Origin of the sequence: Pseudofrankia sp. EUN1h (assembly GCF_001854645.1) — a bacterium.
Classification (GTDB): Bacteria; Actinomycetota; Actinomycetes; order Frankiales; family Frankiaceae; genus Pseudofrankia; species Pseudofrankia saprophytica.
The window spans coordinates 204,239-224,939 of sequence record NZ_MBLN01000014.1 but is presented as its reverse complement, the minus strand read 5'-3'; the positions used below and the strand labels follow the sequence as shown (position 1 = coordinate 224,939).

At 73.0% G+C, this 20,701-nt stretch carries 18 protein-coding genes and 4 tRNA genes; 20 read left to right on the top strand and 2 right to left on the bottom strand.

Annotation, left to right across the window (positions count from 1 at the left end; translation table 11 throughout):
• The first annotated feature begins 18 nt into the window (after positions 1-18).
• From BCD49_RS05880 to BCD49_RS05865, 4 genes are all read left to right on the top strand, one after another.
• Positions 19-957 (top strand): N-acetylmuramoyl-L-alanine amidase, encoded by a 939-nt coding sequence (locus tag BCD49_RS05880; protein WP_007520134.1) that lies wholly within the window; start codon positions 19-21, stop codon positions 955-957.
• A gap of 292 nt (positions 958-1,249) precedes the next feature.
• A tRNA-Gly gene (locus BCD49_RS05875) sits at positions 1,250-1,322 on the top strand.
• A gap of 43 nt (positions 1,323-1,365) precedes the next feature.
• Positions 1,366-1,437, top strand: a tRNA-Cys gene (locus BCD49_RS05870).
• Positions 1,438-1,464: 27 nt separating this feature from the next.
• Positions 1,465-1,536 (top strand) — tRNA-Val (locus BCD49_RS05865).
• 420 nt (positions 1,537-1,956) lie between these two features.
• Here BCD49_RS05865 and BCD49_RS05860 read toward each other — a convergent pair.
• Complete coding sequence (locus BCD49_RS05860) at positions 1,957-2,388, bottom strand: SsgA family sporulation/cell division regulator (RefSeq protein ID WP_007520135.1); 432 nt, start codon at positions 2,386-2,388, stop codon at positions 1,957-1,959.
• 539 nt (positions 2,389-2,927) lie between these two features.
• Between BCD49_RS05860 and BCD49_RS05855 the strand changes: the two genes are divergently transcribed.
• Together BCD49_RS05855 and BCD49_RS05850 are read left to right on the top strand one after the other, a co-directional pair.
• Positions 2,928-2,999, top strand: a tRNA-Val gene (locus tag BCD49_RS05855).
• Positions 3,000-3,790: 791 nt separating this feature from the next.
• Entirely contained in the window at positions 3,791-4,303 is a 513-nt protein-coding gene (locus BCD49_RS05850; RefSeq protein ID WP_051467206.1) for an HIT family protein, read from the top strand.
• Between the two features lie 95 nt (positions 4,304-4,398).
• Here BCD49_RS05850 and BCD49_RS05845 read toward each other — a convergent pair whose 3' ends face one another.
• The gene (locus BCD49_RS05845) at positions 4,399-6,516 is read right to left on the bottom strand and encodes an elongation factor G-like protein EF-G2 (RefSeq protein WP_007520138.1); all 2,118 of its coding nucleotides are present in this window, start codon (positions 6,514-6,516) and stop codon (positions 4,399-4,401) included.
• 368 nt (positions 6,517-6,884) lie between these two features.
• On the opposite strand from BCD49_RS05845, the gene pgsA reads away from it, so the two are divergent.
• The 14 genes from pgsA to BCD49_RS05775 all read left to right on the top strand — a co-directional run bounded on the left by pgsA (position 6,885) and on the right by BCD49_RS05775 (position 20,563).
• On the top strand, positions 6,885-7,724 hold the full coding sequence (gene pgsA, locus BCD49_RS05840) for a phosphatidylinositol phosphate synthase (RefSeq protein WP_083401277.1): 840 nt from the start codon (positions 6,885-6,887) through the stop codon (positions 7,722-7,724).
• A gap of 19 nt (positions 7,725-7,743) precedes the next feature.
• A complete protein-coding gene (locus BCD49_RS05835; protein ID WP_007520141.1) occupies positions 7,744-8,700 on the top strand; it encodes a phosphatidylinositol mannoside acyltransferase in 957 nt (318 codons plus the stop codon).
• Complete coding sequence (locus tag BCD49_RS05830) at positions 8,697-9,836, top strand: glycosyltransferase family 4 protein (RefSeq protein ID WP_007520143.1); 1,140 nt, start codon at positions 8,697-8,699, stop codon at positions 9,834-9,836. The genes BCD49_RS05835 and BCD49_RS05830 overlap by 4 nt, the downstream gene beginning before the upstream one ends.
• 67 nt (positions 9,837-9,903) lie before the next feature.
• Positions 9,904-10,506, top strand: a complete 603-nt coding sequence (locus tag BCD49_RS05825; protein WP_051466383.1) for a hypothetical protein — start codon at positions 9,904-9,906, stop codon at positions 10,504-10,506.
• 342 nt (positions 10,507-10,848) lie between these two features.
• Positions 10,849-11,793: a pyridoxal 5'-phosphate synthase lyase subunit PdxS gene (pdxS, locus tag BCD49_RS05820; protein WP_007520608.1), complete on the top strand. Its 945-nt coding sequence runs from the start codon at positions 10,849-10,851 to the stop codon at positions 11,791-11,793.
• Entirely contained in the window at positions 11,790-12,401 is a 612-nt protein-coding gene (gene pdxT, locus BCD49_RS05815) for a pyridoxal 5'-phosphate synthase glutaminase subunit PdxT (protein WP_007520606.1), read from the top strand. Before pdxS ends, pdxT begins: the two co-directional genes overlap by 4 nt.
• Before the next feature lie 345 nt (positions 12,402-12,746).
• On the top strand, positions 12,747-13,502 hold the full coding sequence (locus BCD49_RS05810; RefSeq protein ID WP_071041245.1) for a YebC/PmpR family DNA-binding transcriptional regulator: 756 nt from the start codon (positions 12,747-12,749) through the stop codon (positions 13,500-13,502).
• A 117-nt stretch (positions 13,503-13,619) separates the two neighbouring features.
• Positions 13,620-14,183, top strand: coding sequence for a crossover junction endodeoxyribonuclease RuvC (gene ruvC / locus BCD49_RS05805; protein ID WP_071041244.1), 564 nt, complete (start codon positions 13,620-13,622; stop codon positions 14,181-14,183).
• Positions 14,180-14,794, top strand: coding sequence for a Holliday junction branch migration protein RuvA (ruvA, locus tag BCD49_RS05800; protein ID WP_071041243.1), 615 nt, complete (start codon positions 14,180-14,182; stop codon positions 14,792-14,794). The genes ruvC and ruvA overlap by 4 nt, the downstream gene beginning before the upstream one ends.
• A gap of 31 nt (positions 14,795-14,825) precedes the next feature.
• A complete protein-coding gene (ruvB, locus tag BCD49_RS05795; protein ID WP_071041242.1) occupies positions 14,826-15,911 on the top strand; it encodes a Holliday junction branch migration DNA helicase RuvB in 1,086 nt (361 codons plus the stop codon).
• A 344-nt stretch (positions 15,912-16,255) separates the two neighbouring features.
• Entirely contained in the window at positions 16,256-16,747 is a 492-nt protein-coding gene (yajC, locus tag BCD49_RS05790; RefSeq protein WP_007520029.1) for a preprotein translocase subunit YajC, read from the top strand.
• 164 nt (positions 16,748-16,911) lie between these two features.
• Positions 16,912-18,750, top strand: a complete 1,839-nt coding sequence (gene secD / locus BCD49_RS05785; protein ID WP_007520028.1) for a protein translocase subunit SecD — start codon at positions 16,912-16,914, stop codon at positions 18,748-18,750.
• A gap of 1 nt (position 18,751) precedes the next feature.
• The gene (secF, locus tag BCD49_RS05780) at positions 18,752-19,966 is read left to right on the top strand and encodes a protein translocase subunit SecF (protein WP_007520027.1); all 1,215 of its coding nucleotides are present in this window, start codon (positions 18,752-18,754) and stop codon (positions 19,964-19,966) included.
• 9 nt (positions 19,967-19,975) lie between these two features.
• Positions 19,976-20,563 carry an adenine phosphoribosyltransferase gene (locus BCD49_RS05775; protein WP_007520026.1) on the top strand — a complete coding sequence of 196 codons (588 nt, stop codon included), beginning with the start codon at positions 19,976-19,978 and terminating at the stop codon, positions 20,561-20,563.
• Positions 20,564-20,701: the final 138 nt, after the last annotated feature.

The window sequence follows — 20,701 nt, the reverse complement described above, 5'->3', positions numbered from 1 at the left end:
CTGGCCGCCGGTCGGGGGATGCCCCGGCCGGTGCTCGCGGTGGTGGCGGTCGCGGTGCTGCTGCTGGCGGCCCTGGTGGCCGTGCTGGTGGCCGGCGCGACGGGAGGCACTCCGGCGCCGCCGCGGGGCGCCACCGTGGCCGGAGGGCCCGGCGTCGCCGGCGCGGGTGGAGCGGGCGACACGGCCGCTTCGGCGGTGCCCGGCGGGGTCCCGTCGGCGACGGCGGTCCCCAGCCCGGTGGTTCCCAGCTCCGCGGCCCCCGGCGCGGCGGGGCCCGGCGTCGACCTGCGCGGACGGGTGGTCGTGCTCGACCCGGGGCATGACGGCGGCAACGGCGCGGCGCCGGCGCAGATCGACCGCAAGGTCGACGCCGGCGGCTTCCTGAAGGAGTGCGACACCGTCGGCGCGAGCACCGACGCCGGCTACCCGGAGCACGCCTTCACCTGGGACGTGGCCAACCGGACGGCCCAGGTGCTGCGGGACCGCGGCGCCACCGTCGTGCTGACGAGAAAGGACGACACCGGTATCGGCCCGTGCGTCGACGCCCGGGCCCGGGCCAGCGCCGACGCGCATGCCGACGCCGCCGTCTCCATCCATGCCGACGGCGGCCCGGCGGACGGCTTCGGGTTCCACGTCATCGCCCCGGACCGGGGGCCCGACAACGTGAACGCCGGCATCCTGGTGGCCTCGGGCCGGCTGGCGACCCAGCTGCGCGACGCCTTCGCCGCCTCGACCGGCGAGGCACCAGCCAACTACCTCCCCACCCACCAGGGCATCGTCGATCGGTCCGACCTGGGCGGCCTCAACCTGTCGACGGTCCCCAAGGTCTTCGTCGAGTGCGCCAACATGCGCAACCCGGCCGACGCGGCGCACGTCAGCGACCCGGTCTGGCGCCAGCGCGCCGCCGACGGCATCGCCGACGGCATCGCCCGTTACCTCACCGCGCCCGGGAGTTAGGCGGTCCCGTGGTGCCTCACTCGGGGGTCCACGGCAGATCGATGGCGCTGATGGCCGCGCAACATCTGGACGACGCTCGCGCGCTGTTCGACGATCGGCCTCGCCGTCCGCTAGAGTTCATCTTGCACCCGACGGGGAGCGGCAAAGTGGGGCAAACCGGTTCAACCCGATCTTCTGGTCGACCGGAACCTGCTGCTAGACTCCGGAGGGCGGCGAGCCGGCCAACCCGTGAACGAGTCGTGAGACACGGTCGCGGGAACGGGATCCGGATCCTGTAAGGTAGGCAACGCACGCGGACGTGGCTCAGTTGGTAGAGCATCACCTTGCCAAGGTGAGGGTCGCGGGTTCGAATCCCGTCGTCCGCTCGGAAGTAGCGAGGTCACGAGGTCACGCCACAAGGCCTCCTCCGGYGGAGTGGCCGAGTGGTTTAGGCAAGGGCCTGCAAAGCCCTGTACGCGGGTTCGATTCCCGCCTCCGCCTCGCACTTACTTGGGTGTAAACCCTTTCGGGCGATTAGCTCAGTGGGAGAGCGCTACCTTGACACGGTAGAGGCCACTGGTTCAATCCCAGTATCGCCCACGAGCCGGATTCGGCTGCTCGCCTCCCTTCGGGGAGGCTTCGCCACCGGCCGTGATGCCTGCCCAGGGGGCGACCCCCTGGAACCCCCGGGTCAGGGGCTTCGCCCCCGATACCCCCGGCCGCTCGCGCTTCGCGCGTTGCGGCCTTTTTCTTTTCTTGCGTTGCGCTGGTGGGTGCGGGGGCGTTGGGCTTCCGGGGCGGGGCGACTTAGGCGGCCCTGTTCACGTGGACAGCTGGCGGATGCCGTTCGGTCGAGGGGTGGGTCTTTCAGCGGTCGGGCTGGGTACCTCGGCGCGAAGGGCGCGAAAAAACCCGCTCGGTGGAGGGTCCCACCGAGCGGGCTGGCGATTGTCGTTCGCCGAACGGTGCCCGCACCGGATTTCACGGGTCGGGCCCCTTACGGCGTCCGACCCGGGAGCGTCACCGGTCGGGGCCGCCCCAGATGAGGAGAGCCAGCTCGGCGTCGAGGTCGATGACGTCGCTCTCGCTGCCTAGCGGGACCGCGGCGTAGGTGCGGCGTAGGAACGCCAACACCTCCGAGCGGGGCATCTCGAACAGCGCGTGCCCTGACGGGCTCGACAGCGACAGGCAGACGATCCTGCCGCCGGACTGCGCCGCGGGCCAGACCTGGACGTCGCCGTCCCCGGCCGGGCGGCGGACTCCGTCGCTCAGGAGCTGCCGGGCGAAGGTCCACTCGACGACCTCGTCCGCTCCGGTGCGGAACCCGATGCTGACCGCGTACGGGTCGTCGGGCTCGTACCGGACCGTCGCGGCGACGGGGACTGGAGCACCTCCTGGCACGACGAGCCGGAGGGCGAGCTCTGCGGTGATCGAATCGTGACGAATAGTCATCGGGCGGCCTCTCAGCGGTGCGGTGGTGCGGGCGAGCACCCGTGTAACGAGATAGTTCCCACTCTGCGGCTCGTAGGAAACAAGGTTATGCCAAGACAACATCTGTTACGACGGTTCGGGCGAGTTGCCTGGCCGGGGAGGTGTGCCCACATCCGTCAGGCCCCCGCGGTGGAAGGCCCGGCGTCGGTCCGAGCCGCCGGGAGGCGGCGTCGGCCCTCGTTGCGAACCCCCACCGGGATCCCCCCGGACACGGATCCCACTGTCGTGGCCRTGCGCCGATATCGTTCCCCGCGGCGCGGGCCTCAACCACGGCGAGTGCCGACCAACGCCCACAGGACCACCAGCGACGGGACATCAGTCCGACATGGGACGGACATGCCCCTGACTCGGAGCGAGACCCCGGCGGAGACCGAGCGGCCCGCCGTTCCGCCGCTCCCGCCGGGTTGTGTAAGCTGAGCCCCGCAGCCAACTGATCGAGGAGCCGCTCGAAGGCCAGCCAGAGATCGGCCAGCCAAAGATCGGGTTCGGCTGCGTCCAGCGGGCGTATAGCTCAGGGGTAGAGCGCTGCCTTCACACGGCAGAGGTCCGTGGTTCGAAACCACGTACGCCCACGAGCCGGATTCGGCTGCTTGCCACCTCTGGTGGCTGCGCCACCGGCCGCGATGTCCGCCCAGGGGGACGACCCCCTGGAACCCCGAGCCGGATTCGGCTGCTTGCCAACCTTTGGTTGGCTGCGCCACCGGCCGCGATGTCTGCCCAGGGGGGCGACCCCCTGGAACCCCCGGGTCAGGGGCTCCGCCCCTGACACCCCCGGCCGCTCGCGCTTCGCGCGTTGCGGCCTTTTTCGTTTGTTGCGTTGGGTCGGGTGGGTGTGGGGCGTTGGGCTGCCGAGGGGGGATTGCTGTCGCGGTTTCCCGTTTGCTCGGGGACTTGGTCGCGCTTGGGCGGCCGGGGGTCATGAGTCTCCTCGGGTCGGGTGTCGGTCCGAGTCTGGACGGTGGCCGAGGTGGTGGCCACTGATCGATGAGGTCCATGTCCCGGTATGGCCGGTAGCGGGTGAGCGGGTCACCCTGGGCGGGACGGCGACACACCGCGCGTCACCCTGGTGGGGGACGGGGACGCCGGTGGATCTGGGGCTTTGGCGTGGACGGGTGCTGGGACGGGCCAGTGCCACCGAGCCGCGAAACGGTGCGGGTGGGCCACCGCGGCGGAGCGTCGGCGAGGTGGTGGGCGGCCGCCCGTCGTCGGATGGGCGGGATTGGTTCAGGGCTGGTGGGGGCGCCGCGGCTGGTACGGTCGGGGCGCGGTGCGGGATGCAGGGATGTGAGGTAGGCGGTTGAGCGGGACGGTGGACGGCTCGGCGCCGAGCGGTATTCCGCTGGACGAGCAGGCGGGCGTCGGGATGCCGGACGCATTCCAGCGGCTGTACACACCGCACCGGATGGCCTACATCAAGGGCGAGGGACGGTCGGACGACGACGGCTGTCCGTTCTGCCTGATCCCCGCGATGACCGACGACGACGGCCTCGTGGTCGCTCGCGGCGCGGTCGTCTACGCGGTGCTCAACCTCTACCCGTACAACGCGGGGCACCTGATGGTGGTCCCTTACCGGCACGTCGCCGACTACGCCGACCTCACGCCGGACGAGACGACCGAGATGGCGTTGTTCACGCAGCGGGCGTTGCGCGCGCTGCGGCTGGCCAGCGGGGCACACGGGTTCAACACCGGGATGAACCTCGGATCGGTCGCCGGCGCCGGGATCGCGGCGCATGTGCACCAGCACGTGGTGCCGCGCTGGGGCGGGGACACGAACTTCATGCCGGTGATCGGCGGCACCAGGGTGCTGCCCGCGCTGCTGGGCGAGACCAGGGTGCTCATCGCCGAGGCCTGGGAGAAGATCGTCGGCGAGGACTGACAGCGGCAGGCGCGCCATCGCGTCTGGCGGCACGGCCGCCGGCCCGCCGCCTGCCCCCTGTCGAGGCGGGGGTGCCTCGACAGGGGGCAGGCGGGTCAGCTGGCGCGATCGCGGATCATCGTGGCTGCCAGCTGGTCGGGCATGGGCTCGTAGCGAGCCGGCGACCGGGTGAAGGTGCCGGTGCCCTGGGTGAGGGAACGCAGCTCGACCGCGTAGCGGATCATCTCCAGCTCGGGGACCTCGGCCCTGATGACGGTACGGCCGACGTCGCCCGCGCCCAGGGGCTCCATGCCGATCACACGGCCGCGGCGGCCGGACAGGTCGCCCATGACCGCGCCCACGTGCTCGTCGGGCACGAGGACCGAGACCTCCAGGATCGGCTCGAGCAGCGCGACCCCCGCCTTCGCGGCGGCGTCGCGCAGGGCGAGGCCGCCGGCGACCTGGAAGGCCAGGTCGGACGAGTCGACGCTGTGCGCCTTGCCGTCGACCAGGCGGACCCGGACGTCGACCATCGGGCAGCCGGTGGCGACGCCCCTGGCCAGCTGGGCGGCGAGGCCCTTCTCCACGGACGGGATGAACGAGCGGGGGACCGCGCCGCCGACGATCTCGTCGACGAACTCGAAACCCGCGCCGGCGGGGAGCGGCTCGGCCTCGATCTGGCAGATCGCGTACTGGCCGTGGCCGCCGGACTGCTTGACGTGCCGGCCCAGGCCGTGCGCCGCCCCGCGGAGGGTCTCGCGCAGCGCGATCCGCGGCTCCCGGCGATCGACATCGACGCCGTAGCGGCTCGCGAGCCGGTCGAGCAGCACGTCGGCGTGTGCCTCACCCATGCACCACAGCAGCAGCTGCCCGGTCTCGGCGTCGGTCCGCACGGTCACCGTCGGGTCCTCGGCGGCCAGGCGCCCGAGCGCCCCCGGCAGCTTGTCCTCGTCGGACTTGGTGCGCGGTTCGATCGCGATCGGCAGCAGCGGCTCCGGCATCGACCACGGCGCCAGCAGGCGCGGGTCGTCCCGGTCTGACAGGGTGTCGCCCGTCTCGGCGGTGCCGAGCTTGGTCACCACGCAGATGCCGCCGGCCTGGCAGGCGTCGACGGGGTGCAGCGCCGTGCCCGCCGGCAGCGACAGCCCACCGATCTTCTCGTCGACGTCGTGGTCGGGATGGCCGGCGGCGGCGCGGCCGTGACCCGAGACGTGCACAGTGGCGTCGGGGCGCAGCGTGCCGGAGAAGACCCGCACCACCGACATCCGCCCGACGTAGGGGTCGGTCGTGGTGCGCACGACCTCGGCGAGCAGCGGGCCGTCGGGGTCGGCGGAGATCCGCGGGCAGTCCGAACCGTCGCAGCGGGTGAGCGGCGGGATCGGGTGCTCGGCGGGGGAGGGGAACGCGTCGACCAGCATGTCGAGCAGCTCGACCGAGCCGACGGGCGGACCCGCGCCGTTCGCGGCGCGGGCGAAGGGGAGCACCGGGTGGAAGGAACCGTGCGCGATCGCGGTCTCGGCGTCGTCGAGCAGCATCTTGGGGTCGAGCTCCTCACCGCTGAGGTAGCGGTCGAGCAGGCTTTCGTCCTCGCTCTCGGCGATGATGCCCTCGATCAGCGCGCCGCGGGCCGCCGCGTAGGGACCGTCGAGCTCGGCGCCTTCGTCGACCTCATGCCGACCCTTGGGGCCGTACTCGACGACGCGGCCGGTGAGCAGCCCCACCAGGCGGGCTCCGTCGCCGCCCTCGGTGGCACCGTCGGGCAGGAAGACCGGCAGGACGCCGGCGCCGAAGGCGTCCTGGCAGGCGGCGACAGCGGCGGTGAAGTCGGCCCTCGGGTGGTCGAGGCGGGTGACGACGACGGCGCGCGGCATGTTCACCTCGGCGCACTCGGCCCACAGCGCCCTGGTGGCGCCGTCGATGCCGTCGATCGCGCTGACGACGAACAGTGCGGCGTCGGCGGCGCGCAGCCCGGCGCGCAACTCACCGACGAAGTCGGGGTAGCCGGGGGTGTCCAGCAGGTTGATCGTCATGTTCCGGTGGCACAGCGCGGACAGGGTGAGGCTGATCCCGCGGGCCGAACGGTGCTCGCCGTCCCCGTGGCGGGCCTGCTCACGGCCCTGCCCGGCGCTCCCGGGCCCGGCCACGCTGAGCAGGTCCTCGGCCAGCGCGGTCTTACCCGCGCCGGTGTGACCCACAAGGACGACGTTGCGGACTTTAGCCGCGGCAGACGGCATCTCGGCCTCCGTTCGGATCCAGCCGAGCGCCTCCCTAGCGCGCCATGGGCCGATGTTCCGGGGCCCTGAACTCCAGGGGGCGGAGGCCGCCGCGCGGGAACAGGAAGATCATGTGTTCGCGCCTCCTTGGGCTGGCCTCCTGCGCTCGGACGGTTGCTGACGTCGTCGCTCAGCCTGCGCTCATGTGACCTAAAGCACAAGAGGAGGTGAACCTTGAGTTAGTTCCCCGCAACACCCGGTGTGGCACCAAGCGCTGGCTCCCGGTGSGCGGGACCCTGGCGCCGGCGTTCCTGAGGGCTGGCACAGCAGTGGGGATCGGTAGGGTGAACCCGCGCGAAAAACACCGCGCCGGACACGACGGGACGGACATGCTCGCTAGCAAGGCGCGGCCGCAGATCAACCGGCTGCTGGAGCCGTTCAGCCGATGGGCGGCCAGGACGTCGCTCTCGCCGGACCTGGTGACGATCATCGGCACGGTCGGCGTGGTCGGCGGCGCGCTCGGCTTCTTCACTCGCGGAGTGTTCTTCCTCGGCACCCTCGTGATCACGCTGTTCGTCTTCTCGGACCTCATCGACGGCGCGATCGCTCGGGCTCGCGGGATCTCGTCCAAGTGGGGCGCCTTCCTCGACTCGACCTCCGACCGGATCGGCGACGGCGCCGTCTTCGGGTCGCTGGTGATCTGGTACGCCGGTGACGGTGACTCGCTGCCGCTGGCCGGCGCGGCGCTGATCAGCCTGGTCGCGGCCGCCGTCACCTCGTATGTCAAGGCTCGGGCGGAAAGCCTCGGCTTCACCTGCAATGTCGGCCTGGCCGAGCGCGGTGAGCGGCTGCTCCTGCTGCTCGTCGCCGCCGGCCTCTACGGCCTCGGCGTGCCGTACCTGCTGCCGGTCGCGCTGTGGGTGCTCGCCGTCGCGACCGTCATCACGGTCGTCCAGCGGATCTGGCACGTGTACCGCCAGTTCCAGCGTTCCGGTGGGGCCGGTGCCGCGGCGCTCGCGTCGGCCGCGGCCAACATCGACGCGCCCGCGGCGGACGCGGCGTCGGGCCCGGTCGACGCGCCTCCGGCGGGCGGTACCGCGGCCGACGCCAACGGAGCCGCGGCCGTCGGGATCCCACCGCACCGGGCCAGCGGCCCGGCGGGGCCGATGGCGGTGGTCGGCGCGGTGGCCGGTGTCGAGGTGGCCGGTCCGGTCACCTCGGCCGGCTGAGCCCGGGACGGCCCGTCCCGTGCCCTCCCCAGGTCGGTTCACCGACCTCGCCTACGCGGTGGGCTGGCGGGTGGTGCGCACGCTGCCCGAGCGGCTCGCCGCGCGCGGCTTCGCCGCCGGGGCCGACTGGGCCATCCGCCGCGGCGGCAAGGGGGCGCGGCGGCTGCGGTCGAACCTCGCGCACGTCGTGCCCGAGGGCACCGACCTCGACGCGCTGACGAAGGCCGCGATGCGCTCCTACGCGCGCTACTGGCTCGAGGTCTTCCGGCTCCAGGACATGCCGCCCGAGCGCTACATCGGGGACATGGCCGTCCGCGACGAGCACCACCTGCGCGATGCCTACGCCGCCGGCAAGGGCATGATCCTCGCCCTGCCGCACATGGGGAACTGGGAACAGGCCGGCGCGTGGCTCGCCGGCACCGGGGTCCCGTTCACCACCGTCGCCGAACGGCTGCGGCCCGAGTCGCTTTTCGATCGGTTCGTGGCCTTCCGCGAGTCGCTGGGTATGGAGGTCATCCCGCTCACCGGCGGCGCCGAGCCGCCGTCGGCACTGCTCACCGAGCGGCTGCTGGCCGGCGGCTGCCTGTGCCTGCTGGCCGACCGGGACCTGTCCGCGCGCGGCGTGCCGGTGGAGTTCTTCGGCGGGCGAGCGCGGATGGCGCCGGGGCCGGCGGCGCTGGCGCTGCGCACCGGCGCCGCGCTGCTGCCGACCACGCTCTGGTTCGAGGGGGGCGGCTGGCGCGCCCGGATCTTCCCTCCCGTCGAGCACACGGACGTGGCGACGATGACCCAGGCGATGGCCGACGCGTTCGCGACGACGATCCGCGAGCACCCGGCCGACTGGCACATGCTGCAGCGCGTCTGGCTGGACGAGCCGGGCCAGGCGGCCGGCGCGGGCCAGGCGGCCGGCGCGGGCCAGGCGGGCGGGGCGGGCCAGGCGGGCGGGGCGGCCCAGGCGGGGCCGGGGGAGCGGTGAGGATCGGGCTGGCCTGCCCCTACACCTGGGACGTCCCGGGCGGGGTGCAGGTACACGTCCGTGACCTGGCCGAGACGCTGATCGCGGCCGGGCACGAGGTGTCGGTGATCACCCCGGCCGACGACACGGACGCGCTGCCGCCCTATGCCGTCGACGCCGGCCGGGCGCTGCCGGTGCCATACAACGGCTCGGTGTCGCGGGTGCTGATGGGACCGGTCTCGGCGACCCGGGTGCGCCGCTGGCTGCGCGAGCACGACTTCGACGTGCTGCACGTCCACGAGCCGACCGCGCCGAGCATCGGCCTGCTCGCCTGCATGCTCGCCGACGGCCCGATCGTCGCCACCTTCCACACCGCCAACCCGCGTTCGAAGATCCTCACTGCCGCCCAGGGCGCCCTCCAGCCGTCACTGGAGAAGCTGCGCGCCCGGATCGCGGTCTCCGAGGCGGCCCGGCGCACGATCGTCGAGCATCTCGGCACCAGCGCGGTACTGATCCCGAACGGGGTGCGTGTCGCCGCGTTCGCGGGTGCCCACCCGCTGCCCGGCTATGAGCCGCCGCGGCACACCGTCTGCTTCCTCGGCCGCATCGACGAGCCGCGCAAGGGGCTGGACGTGCTGCTCGCCGCGCTGCCGGAGCTCGCTCGCCGGGTGCCGGGCGTGCGCCTGCTCGTCGCCGGGCCGGGCGACGTCGCGGCGGTGCGGTCCCGGCTCGACCCGCTGCTGCGCGACCAGGTGAACCTCGTCGGGCTCGTGTCGAACGAGGACAAGGCCAGGGTGTTCGCCTCCGCCGACGTGTACTGCGCGCCGAACACCGGCCAGGAGAGCTTCGGGATCGTGCTGCTGGAGGCGATGGCGGCGGGCACCCCCGTCATGGCCAGTGACCTCGACGCGTTCCGCCGGGTGCTCGACGACGGCCGGGCGGGCCGGCTGTTCGGTGTCGGCGAGCCGGCCCAGCTCGCAGCCGGGCTCGCCGAGCTGCTCGGGGACGAGGTGGCGCGCGCCGCGCTCGTCCGGCACGGCCGGTCGGTCGTCGCCGGCTACGACTGGCCGGTGATCGCCGAGTCGATCGTCGATCTCTACCGTATGGTCACCGCCGGCGCCGGTCCCGTCTCCCTCGCCTCCGCCGCGGACGCCTGAACCCGGCTTCTGTGATGCTCGGGACGTCCCGGACCCAGCCGCCACCCGGTCGTCTACGCTGCCCGGAATGACAGTCGTCGTGGCCGTGGTCGCCGTCGTGGTGGCGATCGCGACCTACCTCACCTGGATGGCGCGCCGCCTCGACCGGCTCGGCGTCCGGGTGGACGCGGCCCAGGCCGGGCTGGCCGCCCAGCTGGCCGCGCGCGCGGGGGCGGCGGTGGCACTGGCCGAAAGCCGCGGGCTCCTGCCGCTGACCGCGGCGGCCGAGCGCGCGCTGGCCGGGCACGCGGCGCTGCGGGCCGGCGCGGCGCTGGACACCGGTGTCGAGGACACCGAGAACGAGCTCAGCCGCGCCCTGCGCGCTCCCGAGGTGGGCACCGCCGGCCAGGGCGCGCCGCAGCTGCTGCACGCCGTCGACTCGGCGGCGGCCCGGGTGGCGCTCGCCCGCCAGCTGCACAATGACGCGGTGCGCGATCTGCGCGCGTTGCGGGGCCGGCGCCTGGTGCGGGTCACGCGCCTGGGCAGCCGCCGCCCGCTGCCGGCCTACTTCGAGATCGACGATGCCCTGCCGGCGCGGTGGGGCGGGGGGCTCCACGCCAGATCGCGAAGCGATCTGGGAGGTCCGGGTCGCGAGCGCCCGACCGAGGTGGTCGCGGACCCGGCCATCTGACGTCCGGGCGAACGCCAGGCACCCGGAGTGATCAGCGGGACGCGCTGCGGCGAGGCTGAAGCGCGCCGGTCGGCCGTACCATGGGATTGGTATGTCCGCCCGGCCGGTGAGGGCCGGTCGAGGTCGGGGAGTCGCGACCGGACGCAGGGTCCGGACACAGGGTCCGGACACGGGGCGCGGCCCTGGACTGGGCCTCCGGGCCCCGCCCGTCCGACCAGCGCGCGAGTTCCGCGGCCCTCGGGACGACGGGGGCTCGCGGCCGTACGGCCGCGAGCCGGACCGGTGCGGGACATGACCAGAACGCATGACCGTGACGAGGACACCCGAGAGAGACGGATCGCCATGCCTGCCGGAGCCACGCCAGCTGAAACGCCCGCCGGAGTCCCCGCGCCCGCCGGGCCAGCGAGGCAGGCCGGCACCGCGCGCGTCAAGCGCGGCATGGCCGAGATGCTCAAGGGCGGTGTGATCATGGACGTGGTCACGCCCGAACAGGCCAAGATCGCCGAGGACGCCGGCGCCGTCGCCGTGATGGCGCTCGAGCGGGTCCCGGCTGACATCCGCGCCCAGGGCGGCGTCGCCCGGATGAGCGACCCCGACATGATCCAGGGCATCGTCGAGGCCGTCTCCATTCCGGTCATGGCGAAGGCCCGGATCGGGCACTTCGTCGAGGCGCAGGTGCTCCAGGCGCTGGGTGTCGACTACGTCGACGAGTCCGAGGTGCTCACCCCGGCCGACCCGCACCACCACATCGACAAGTGGGCGTTCACCGTCCCGTTCGTCTGCGGCGCGACGAACCTGGGCGAGGCGTTGCGGCGGCTCTCCGAGGGCGCGGCGATGATCCGCTCGAAGGGCGAGGCGGGCACCGGCGAGGTGTCCAACGCCGTCGTGCACATGCGCACCATCCGCGCGGAGATCGCCCGGCTGTCGGCGCTGCCCGCCGAGGAGCTCTACTCCGCCGCCAAGGAGCTGCGCGCGCCGTACGACCTGGTCGCGGAGGTCGCCCGGCTCGGCAAGCTGCCGGTCGTGCTGTTCACCGCGGGAGGCATCGCCACCCCGGCGGACGCGGCGCTGATGATGCAGCTCGGCGCGGACGGGGTGTTCGTCGGCTCCGGCATCTTCAAGTCCGGTGACCCGGCGAAGCGGGCGCGGGCGATCGTCGAGGCGACGACGATGTACAACGACCCGGGCGTGATCGCCAAGGTCTCCCGCGGCCTCGGCGAGGCCATGGTCGGCATCAACGTCAGCGAGCTGGCCCCCGCCGCCCGCTACGCCGACCGCGGCTGGTGAGTTCTTCGGAGGAGAGCGTCCGGATCGGCGTGCTGGCGCTGCAGGGGGACGTGCGGGAGCATGCCCGGGCGCTGGTCGCGGTGGGGGCGGAGGCGGTCGAGGTGCGCCGGCCCGAGGAGCTCGCCGCCGTCGACGGGCTGGTGCTGCCGGGCGGGGAGTCGACGACGATCGGCCGGCTGCTGCGGATCTTCGGGCTGCTCGAGCCGCTGCGGGCGGCGGTCGGCGACGGCCTGCCGGTGTACGGCTCCTGCGCCGGGATGATCCTGCTCGCTCAGGACGTGCTCGACGGCCGGCCGGACCAGCCGCTCATCGGCGGCCTCGACGTCGTCGTGCGGCGCAACGCCTTCGGCCGGCAGGTCGACTCGTTCGAGGCCGACCTGGAGGTCGAGGGCCTGGTCGGCCCGCCGCTGCACGCCGTGTTCATCCGCGCGCCGTGGGTCGAGAAGGCCGGTGACGGCGTGACGGTCCTCGCCAGGGTCGGGGAACATCCGGTCGCGGTCCGGCAGGGGCATCTGATGGCGACGTCGTTCCACCCGGAGCTGACGGGGGACACCCGAATGCACGAGCTGTTCGTCGACATGGTGACCCGGCGGCGCGCGCCGGGCTAACGGCGTTCGCCGCCTGGTGCCTGGTGCCTGGTGCCATGCCTCCAATGCCCGGTTCACGACGCCTGGTCGACGCCGGCCGCGGGGGGCGGTGGGCCAGTCGCGGTAAAGATGGTAGGAGGAAACACGACGTTCACCGGTCGGCCGGCTACGGTGCCCGCCGGCCCGGACAACCAGAACTCGGCCTTCGGGCGCGCATGGCTCCGCCGTTCTCGCGCACCCCTTGGCCATGTGGGATCATGAAGGTTCCCGTGCCGGGGACGGCCGGGCCGACGGACTGGCCGAAGGAGGTGCGCGCGTGCTGCGTCGTCGCGCCGCCAGAGGCGTTGGGTCAACAGAGGGGCAAGCATGAGCGGTCACTCCAAGTGGGCGACCACGAAGCACAAGAAGGCGGTCATCGACGCCCGTCGTGGCAAGCTGTTCGCCAAACTGATCAAAACGGTCGAGGTGGCCGCGAAGACCGGCGGCGGTGACCCGGCCGGTAATCCCACCCTCGCCGACGCGATCGCGAAGGCGAAGTCGCAGTCCGTGCCGAACGACAACATCGAGCGGGCGGTCAAGCGCGGCTCCGGTGAGCTGGCCGGTGGCGTGACCTACGAGTCGATCACCTATGAGGCCTATGGCCCGAGCGGGGTCGCCGTGATGGTCGAGTGCCTCACCGACAACCGCAACCGGGCCGCCTCGGACGTCCGGGTTGCCGTCACCCGCAATGGCGGCACGATCGCCGACCCGGGCTCGGTCTCCTACCTGTTCAACCGCAAGGGCGTCGTGCTGGTCACCAAGACTGCGGGGCTGACGGAGGACGACGTGCTGCTGGCGGTTCTCGACGCCGGCGCCGACGAGGTCAACGATCTCGGCGAGGCCTTCGAGGTGGTCGCCGAGGCCACCGACCTGCACACGGTGCGGGTCGCGGCGACGGACGCCGGCCTGACGGTGGAGTCCGCCGAGATCTCCTGGCTCCCGAGCGTCAGCGTGCCGCTCGAGGCCGAGCCCGCCCGCAAGGTGCTCAAGATCGTCGATGCCCTCGAGGACCTGGACGACGTCCAGTCCGTCTGGTTCAACGYCGACATCTCCGACGAGGTCATGGAGCTCGTCGCGGGTTGACGGCGGGAGTCGCTGCCCGGCGGCGTGTCGGGCGATGTCCGAACCGTCCCGTACTAGGATCCGAACAGGCGTTCGCTATCTCGGTGAACGCTCTTGTCCTGGGCGGAGGTTCGGCGGGTGCGGGTGCTCGGTGTTGATCCCGGGCTGACCAGGTGCGGGCTTGGGGTTGTGGACGGCGGGGGTGCTGGGCAGCGCGCGACGCTGGTCGAGGTCGGGGTCGCGCGGACGCCGGCGGATGAGGACGTGGCGATCCGGCTGCGGGACATCTCGCTGGAGATCGAGTCCTGGCTGGACCGGCACCGCCCGGACGCGGTCGCGGTGGAGCGGGTGTTCGCCCAGGCGAACGTGCGCACGGTGATGGGCACCGCGCAGGTCGGCGCGGTCGCGATCGTGCTCGCGGCGCGCCGTGGCCTGCCGGTCGCCCTGTACACCCCGAGCGAGGTCAAGGCCGCCGTCACCGGCAGCGGCCGGGCGGACAAGAGCCAGGTGACCTTCATGATCACTAAGCTGCTCGACCTCGCGGCGCCGCCGAGACCGGCGGACGCCGCCGACGCGCTCGCGCTCGCGCTGTGCCATGTCTGGCGCGGGCCCGCGCTCGCCAGGGTGCGGGCCGCCGCGGCCGGCGCGGGGGCTGCCCGCGCCGCCCGGCTCGCGACGCCGCCGGCCGGGGGGCCGACATGATCGCGTCCGTCGCCGGGCCGGTGCTGTCGGTGTCGCCGACGGCGGCCGTCGTGGAGGTCGGCGGGGTGGGACTCCTGGTGCAGTGCACCCCCGTGACGCTCGCCGGGCTCGTCGTCGGCGAGCCGGCGCGGCTCGCGACCGCCCTGGTGGTCCGGGAGACCGAGCTGACGCTCTACGGGTTCGCGGACGCCGACGAGCGGGAGGTCTTCGAGACTCTGCAGGCCGCGGGCGGAGTCGGGCCGAAGCTGGCCCAGGCGGTCCTCGGGGTGCTGGCGCCGGACGACGTGCGCCGCGCGGTCGCCGAGGAGGACCTGGCGGCACTGACGAAGGTGCCCGGCGTCGGCCGCAAGGGCGCCCAGCGGATCGTGCTCGACCTCAAGGACAAGCTCGGCCCGCCGGTGGGTGGCGCGGCGCCGCGCGCCGGCCTCGGCGCCTCGGGACGGATCATGCCCGCCCCGAGGACCGCGACCGAGCAGGTGACGGACGCGCTCGTCGGCCTTGGATACTCGACCCGCGAGGCGCAGGACGCGGTGGCGGCGACCGGCGACGGCCCGGACGGCGACGTCTCCGCGCTGCTGCGCGCCGCGCTCGCCGTCCTGCGGCCGCGTTAGGCGGCAGGGGGCGTACGGGACAGTGGGGCACATGGGAAGCGAGGAAGGGCTCGTCGCGGCCGCGACCGCGGCGGACGCCGAGGAGCGTGCGTTCGAGGCGGGACTGCGGCCGCGGACGCTGGCGGAGTTCGTCGGGCAGCGCAAGGCACGGGAACAGCTGTCGATCATGCTGGCCGGTGCGCGCGGCCGGGGGCGCCCGCCGGACCACGTGCTGCTGTCCGGGCCGCCGGGCCTCGGCAAGACGAGCCTTGCCATGATCATCGCGCAGGAGCTGGCGGTGCCGCTGCGGCTCACCAGCGGCCCCGCGATCGAGCGGGCCGGTGACCTGGTCGCCGTCCTCACGTCGCTCGCGCCCGGCGAGGTGCTCTTCATCGACGAGATCCACCGGATCGCCCGCCCGGCCGAGGAGCTCCTCTACTCCGCGATGGAGGACTTCCGCGTCGACGTAGTGCTCGGCAAGGGCCCCGGCGCGACCGCGATCCCGCTCGACGTCGCCCCGTTCACCCTGGTCGGCGCGACCACCCGGGCGGGCCTGCTGACCGGGCCGATGCGCGACCGGTTCGGCTTCACGGCCCATCTCGACTTCTACGACGCGGACGAGCTGACCGCCGTGCTCACCCGGTCCGCCCGGCTGCTGGGGGTGGAGCTCAGGCCAGAGGGGGCGGTCGAGGTGGCGGGGCGCTCCCGCGGCACCCCTCGGATCGCCAACCGGCTGCTGCGCCGGGTCCGCGACTACGCCGAGGTGCGTGCCGACGGGGTCATCACCCTGGAGGTCGCGAGGGCGGCGCTGCGGGTGTACGACGTCGACCCGCTCGGGCTCGACCGGCTCGACCGCGCGGTGCTCACCGCCCTGGTCAAGCGGTTCGGGGGCGGCCCCGTCGGGCTCACCACGCTCGCGGTGTCGGTGGGTGAGGAGCCGGAGACCGTGGAGGACGTGGCCGAGCCGTTCCTGCTGCGCGCCGGCCTACTCKCCAGGACAGCCCGCGGCCGGGTCRCCACCCCGGCCGCCTTCGCCCACCTCGGCTACGACCCCCCGGCCGACCCGCTGGGCCGCTCCCAGGCCATCCCCGCCCCCCTGTTCGAACCGGGCTTCGAGGCCGACGCCGACGCCAACTGAGTCATCCCACCGCCCAACCGGCCCCTTGGGCGTGGCCTGGGTTCGGACGTCAGGCCGCACGGTTGGTGAGGCGTCGCGTTGGTGGGCAATGCGCGCAACAGAACCACAGAACGTGACGGCGCATCGGCGCAGTACCAACCCGGCCACGTCGCCCACCCGCGACCAGGCCAACGATCGTCATACGCCTTGACCCGGAACCATTCGGGGAGGGCGCTGCGCGCCCGACAGGCGGCGCCTGGTCGGGGTCCCTGCCGGATCGCGTAGCGATCTGGTAGGTCTGGGGCGCGGAGCGTCCGGTCACGGGACCGCCGTACGATCGGCCGCGACACCGAGGAGGGCAGGACGTGCACGTACTGGCGACCGCCGCGTTTGCGGCCGGCGAGACCACGGCCGACGACAAGGGTGGCGGTGGCGGCGCCGGCAGCTGGCTACTGCCGCTTCTGATCATTCTGGTAGGGGTGTACTTCTTCACGATCCAGCGCAGGCGATCGCGCGCGACCCAGCAGGAGCAGTCGAAGCTCGGCCCGGGCAGCCTCATCATGACCCGCGGCGGGCTCTACGGGACGGTCGTCGAGGTCGACGGCCAGGATGTGCTCCTGGAGATCGCGCCGGACGTCGTGTGCCGGTTCAGCCGGGGCGCGATCGGCCGGATCGTGAGCTCGCCGACCACCGAGGTCGACGAGGACACGGCCGAGACTCCGGACGACGACACGCCGACGGCCGACGGATCGCCGGCCGGGACGGCCGCGGACGCGACGTCGGAGCCCTCGGGCGAGCCGGCAAGCGAGGACCGTCCGGCGCCCGATGACGCGGACAAGCCGAAGAAGGAACTGTAGGCGTCCCTGCGTCGTAAGAAGAACGACCCATCCGGCGCGGGCTGGGCGGCCAACGTCCCCATCCCGTCGCTCGTCGGATACGTTGGGCTCCGGCCGGGATCATCGTCGACCCGGCGGTCATGAAGGGACATCCGTTGGCACGTCGGTCGACACGGTCGCGCGAGATGCGGCCGTTCTGGCTCCGGCTGGGGTCCCTCGCCGGTGTGCTGGTGGTGCTGTACGGGATCATGGCCTTGACCGGGACGTTCACGCCCCGCCTCGGCCTGGACCTGCAGGGCGGCACGAGCGTCATCCTCACGCCGAAGTCGACGCAGGCGGGCCAGAAGGTCAACAGCGGCGCCGTCGACAAGGCGATCGACATCATCCGTCAGCGGGTCGACGGGCTTGGCGTCGCCGAGTCCGAGGTCAAGCGCAACGGCAACCAGATCGAGATCTCGGTGCCCGGCCGCGGGCGCTCCGACGTCGTCAACCTCGTCGGCCAGACGGCCGAGCTCCGGTTCCGTGAGGTCGTCACCTCCGGCGCCGCGGCACCGGCTCCCAGCCCGACGGCCACCCCGTCCGCCGGCGCGTCGGCCTCGCCGTCGGCCGGCTCGACGCTCGCGCCGGCGAGCGGGCAGCCGACCGCCGGCGCGACGGCGTCGGCCTCGGCGTCCGCGAGCCCGGCCGCGGCTGCGACACCGAGCGCCACCCCGACGCCCACGCCTACCTCGACGCCGTCCGCGAGCGCCACCCCGTCCGCGACGCCGACGCCGAGCGCCAGCCCGGCGGCCGACGCGAACACGCCGCCCGCCGACGTCCAGAAGAAGTACGACGAGCTGACCTGTGCCCCGTCGGAGGTACGCGGCTCCGCCGCCGCCACCGACGCGCCGGGGGACTGGACCGCCGCGTGCGACCGGACCGGCCAGGTCAAGTACCTGCTCAAGCCGGCGAAGGTGATCGGCACCGACGTCAAGACCGCGTCGGCGGGCCTGCTGTCCAGCGGCGGCACCACCAACGTCAACACCGGCCAGTGGGTCGTGAACGTCGACTTCACCGGCTCGGGCCAGAACAAGTTCACCAAGCTGACCGAGGACACGATCGGCAAGCAGGTGGCGATCGTGCTCGACGGCGTCGTGCAGTCAGCGCCGACGACCAACGAGCGCATCCCCGGCTCCGCCCAGATCTCCGGCAGCTTCACCCAGTCCGACGCTGACGACCTGGCCAACGTGCTGAAGTACGGCGCACTGCCGCTGTCGTTCGAGAAGTCGCAGGCGGAGTCGATCTCGCCAACGCTCGGGCGGCACGAGCTCAAGGGCGGCCTGCTGGCGCTCGGGATCGGCCTCGCCCTGGTGATCCTCTACTCGTTCTTCTACTACCGGCTGCTCGGCGTCGTCGTGATCACCTCGCTCGCGGTCAGCGGCGTGCTGATCTACGCCGCGGTCACGCTGCTCGGCGAGGCGATCGGGTTCACGCTCACCCTCGCCGGCATCGCCGGTCTGATCCTCTCGGTCGGCGTGACGGCTGACTCCTTCGTCGTCTACTTCGAACGCATCAAGGACGAGGTCGCCCAGGGCCGGACCACCCGGGCGGCGGTCGAGCGGGCCTGGCCGGCCGCGCGGCGCACCATCCTGTCCGCGGACACGGTCTCGTTCCTCGCGGCCGCGGTGCTCTACATCGTCTCCATCGGGTCGGTACGCGGCTTCGCCTTCACCCTGGGGCTCTCGACGCTGTCCGACGTCGTCATCGTGTTCATCTTCACCAGGCCGCTGGTGACCCTGCTGGTCCGGCGCCGGCTGTTCAACTCGCCGAAGTGGTCGGGCCTCACCCCGGCGAAACGCGGGAGCACCGACGGCAAGGAGCGGCCCCGGCTCTCGCGCCGGGTCGGCACCGTACCGGCCGCCGGAGTACCAGGTGGCGGAGCACCAGGCGGCGGCACCCCGGCCCAGGGAGCGCCGCCAGGAGTGGCTTCCGGCCCCCGGCCGGGGGCGCGTGCCGCCAGGCCCGGACAGAAGCGGGAGTCCTGAGATGTCGGCGATCACCCGGTTCTACCGCGGCGAGTTCTGGTTCGACTTCATCGGCCGGCGCAAGATCTGGTACCTGTTCTCGGGTGTCCTGCTGGTGATCTGCATCGTCAGCATGATCGTGCGCGGCTTCTCGCTGGGCATCGACTTCTCCGGCGGCGCCGTCTTCCAGTTCCCGGCGAACGGCCACTCGGTCGAGGACGCCCGCGGCACGCTGAACTCGGCCGGGGTGAACCCGAACGACGCGATCATCCAGCAGCTCGAGACCAGCAAGCAGCTGCGGGTTCAGACTCCGGTGCTCACCGACGCCCAGGCCGAGGCAGTCACCAGTCAGGTGGCAGAGGACTTCGGAGCGAAGAGCGCCGATATCGCGGTCTCGACGGTCGGCGCCTCCTGGGGTTCCACCATCACGAAAAAGGCCGTCGAGGGCCTTGTGATCTTCCTCGTGCTGGTGATGCTCTACCTGACGTTCCGGTTCGAGTGGAAGATGGCGGCCGCCGCGATGGTGGCGCTGATCCATGACCTCGTGGTCACTCTCGGCATCTACTCGCTCGTCGGGTTCGAGGTCACGCCGTCCACGATCATCGCGCTGTTGGCCATCCTTGGCTTCTCCTTGTACGACACCGTCGTCGTCTTCGACCGAATACGGGAGAACACCGCCGGGATCGCGACGTCCAGCCGGCGTACCTACGCCGAGGAGACCAACGACTCGCTCAACGAGACCCTGATCCGCTCGCTGAACACCTCGTTCATCGCGCTGATCCCGGTCGCGTCGCTGCTGTTCGTCGGCGCGGGCCTGCTGGGCGCGGGCACGCTCGAGGACCTCGCCCTCGCCCAGTTCGTCGGTATCGCCTCGGGCACCTACTCGTCGCTGTTCCTCGCTGCCCCGCTGCTGGTGGACTTCAAGCAGCGTGAGCCGGCGGTTCTGGCCCTCCAGGCTCGGGTGCTGCGGGCCCGGGCGAGCGCCGCGCGCACGAGCGCGATGGCCGAAGCCGCGGCGTCGGGCAAGAACACGGGCACGGCGGCGCGCGCCCCCCGCCTGGCCGGGGCGGCCGGCGAGGCGGACGCCAGCGTCGTCGAGGTCGGTGACGAGGAACGGGAACCCGCCTCGGCGGGAGTGCCACGCCGTCCGGGTGCCCGCCCTGGCCAGCCGGCCGGCCGCGGCCGCGCCGCGCCGCGCCGCGGCGGAGGTCGCCCCGGTGGGAAGCGGCGACGGTAAGAAGGCGCCATGACGAGCATCGAGACTCCCGCGGCGAGCGCCCTGACGCCCGAGGCGGCCGACGCCGGCCTCGCGGCGGCGGCCCAGGCGCTGCGCTCCCACGTGCGCGACGTCCCCGACTTCCCCCAGCCGGGCGTGGTGTTCAAGGACATCACTCCGCTGCTGGCGACCCCGGCCGCCTTCGGGGCGGTGATCGGCGCGCTCGCCGACACGGCCGAACGGCTCGGTGCGACCGTGGTCGCGGGCATCGAGGCCCGCGGCTTCCTGCTGGCCGCGCCGGTCGCCGACCGGATCGGCGCTGGGATCGTCCCGATCCGCAAGCAGGGCAAGCTGCCCGGCCGCACGGTCACCGAGTCCTACGCGTTGGAGTACGGCACGGCGACCCTGGAGATGCACGCCGACGCCGTCGGCGCCGGGGACCGGGTGCTCATCATCGACGACGTCCTCGCCACCGGTGGTACGGCCGCCGCGGCCGTCAACCTGCTGCGCCACGGCGGCGCCGAGGTGCTCGGCCTCGCCGTGCTCATGGAGCTCACGTTCCTGGCCGGCCGCACCCAGATTCCGTCACTCAACGTGACCACCCTTCTGTCGATCTAGGCTTCTCGCTCCCGCCGCCCGCGGGCCGCCCGCCGCCGAGCGGGGCCCTGCCCTACCTGCCACGCGCCGCCGTCCTTACGGCCGCCGCGCGCGTCACCGAGGCCACCCAGGCATGATCCCGGGGCTTCGGTGTCGGCT

Excerpts from the sequence above, each read along its gene's own strand:
- BCD49_RS05880 (WP_007520134.1), top strand. The coding sequence starts at position 19 with ATGCCCCGGCCGGTGCTCGCGGTGGTGGCGGTCGCGGTGCTGCTGCTG.
- BCD49_RS05860 (WP_007520135.1), bottom strand. The coding sequence starts at position 2,388 with ATGACTATTCGTCACGATTCGATCACCGCAGAGCTCGCCCTCCGGCTC.
- BCD49_RS05850 (WP_051467206.1), top strand. The coding sequence starts at position 3,791 with ATGCCGGACGCATTCCAGCGGCTGTACACACCGCACCGGATGGCCTAC.
- BCD49_RS05845 (WP_007520138.1), bottom strand. The coding sequence starts at position 6,516 with ATGCCGTCTGCCGCGGCTAAAGTCCGCAACGTCGTCCTTGTGGGTCAC.
- pgsA (WP_083401277.1), top strand. The coding sequence starts at position 6,885 with ATGCTCGCTAGCAAGGCGCGGCCGCAGATCAACCGGCTGCTGGAGCCG.
- BCD49_RS05825 (WP_051466383.1), top strand. The coding sequence starts at position 9,904 with ATGACAGTCGTCGTGGCCGTGGTCGCCGTCGTGGTGGCGATCGCGACC.
- pdxS (WP_007520608.1), top strand. The coding sequence starts at position 10,849 with ATGCCTGCCGGAGCCACGCCAGCTGAAACGCCCGCCGGAGTCCCCGCG.
- ruvA (WP_071041243.1), top strand. The coding sequence starts at position 14,180 with ATGATCGCGTCCGTCGCCGGGCCGGTGCTGTCGGTGTCGCCGACGGCG.
- secD (WP_007520028.1), top strand. The coding sequence starts at position 16,912 with ATGCGGCCGTTCTGGCTCCGGCTGGGGTCCCTCGCCGGTGTGCTGGTG.
- secF (WP_007520027.1), top strand. The coding sequence starts at position 18,752 with ATGTCGGCGATCACCCGGTTCTACCGCGGCGAGTTCTGGTTCGACTTC.
- BCD49_RS05775 (WP_007520026.1), top strand. The coding sequence starts at position 19,976 with ATGACGAGCATCGAGACTCCCGCGGCGAGCGCCCTGACGCCCGAGGCG.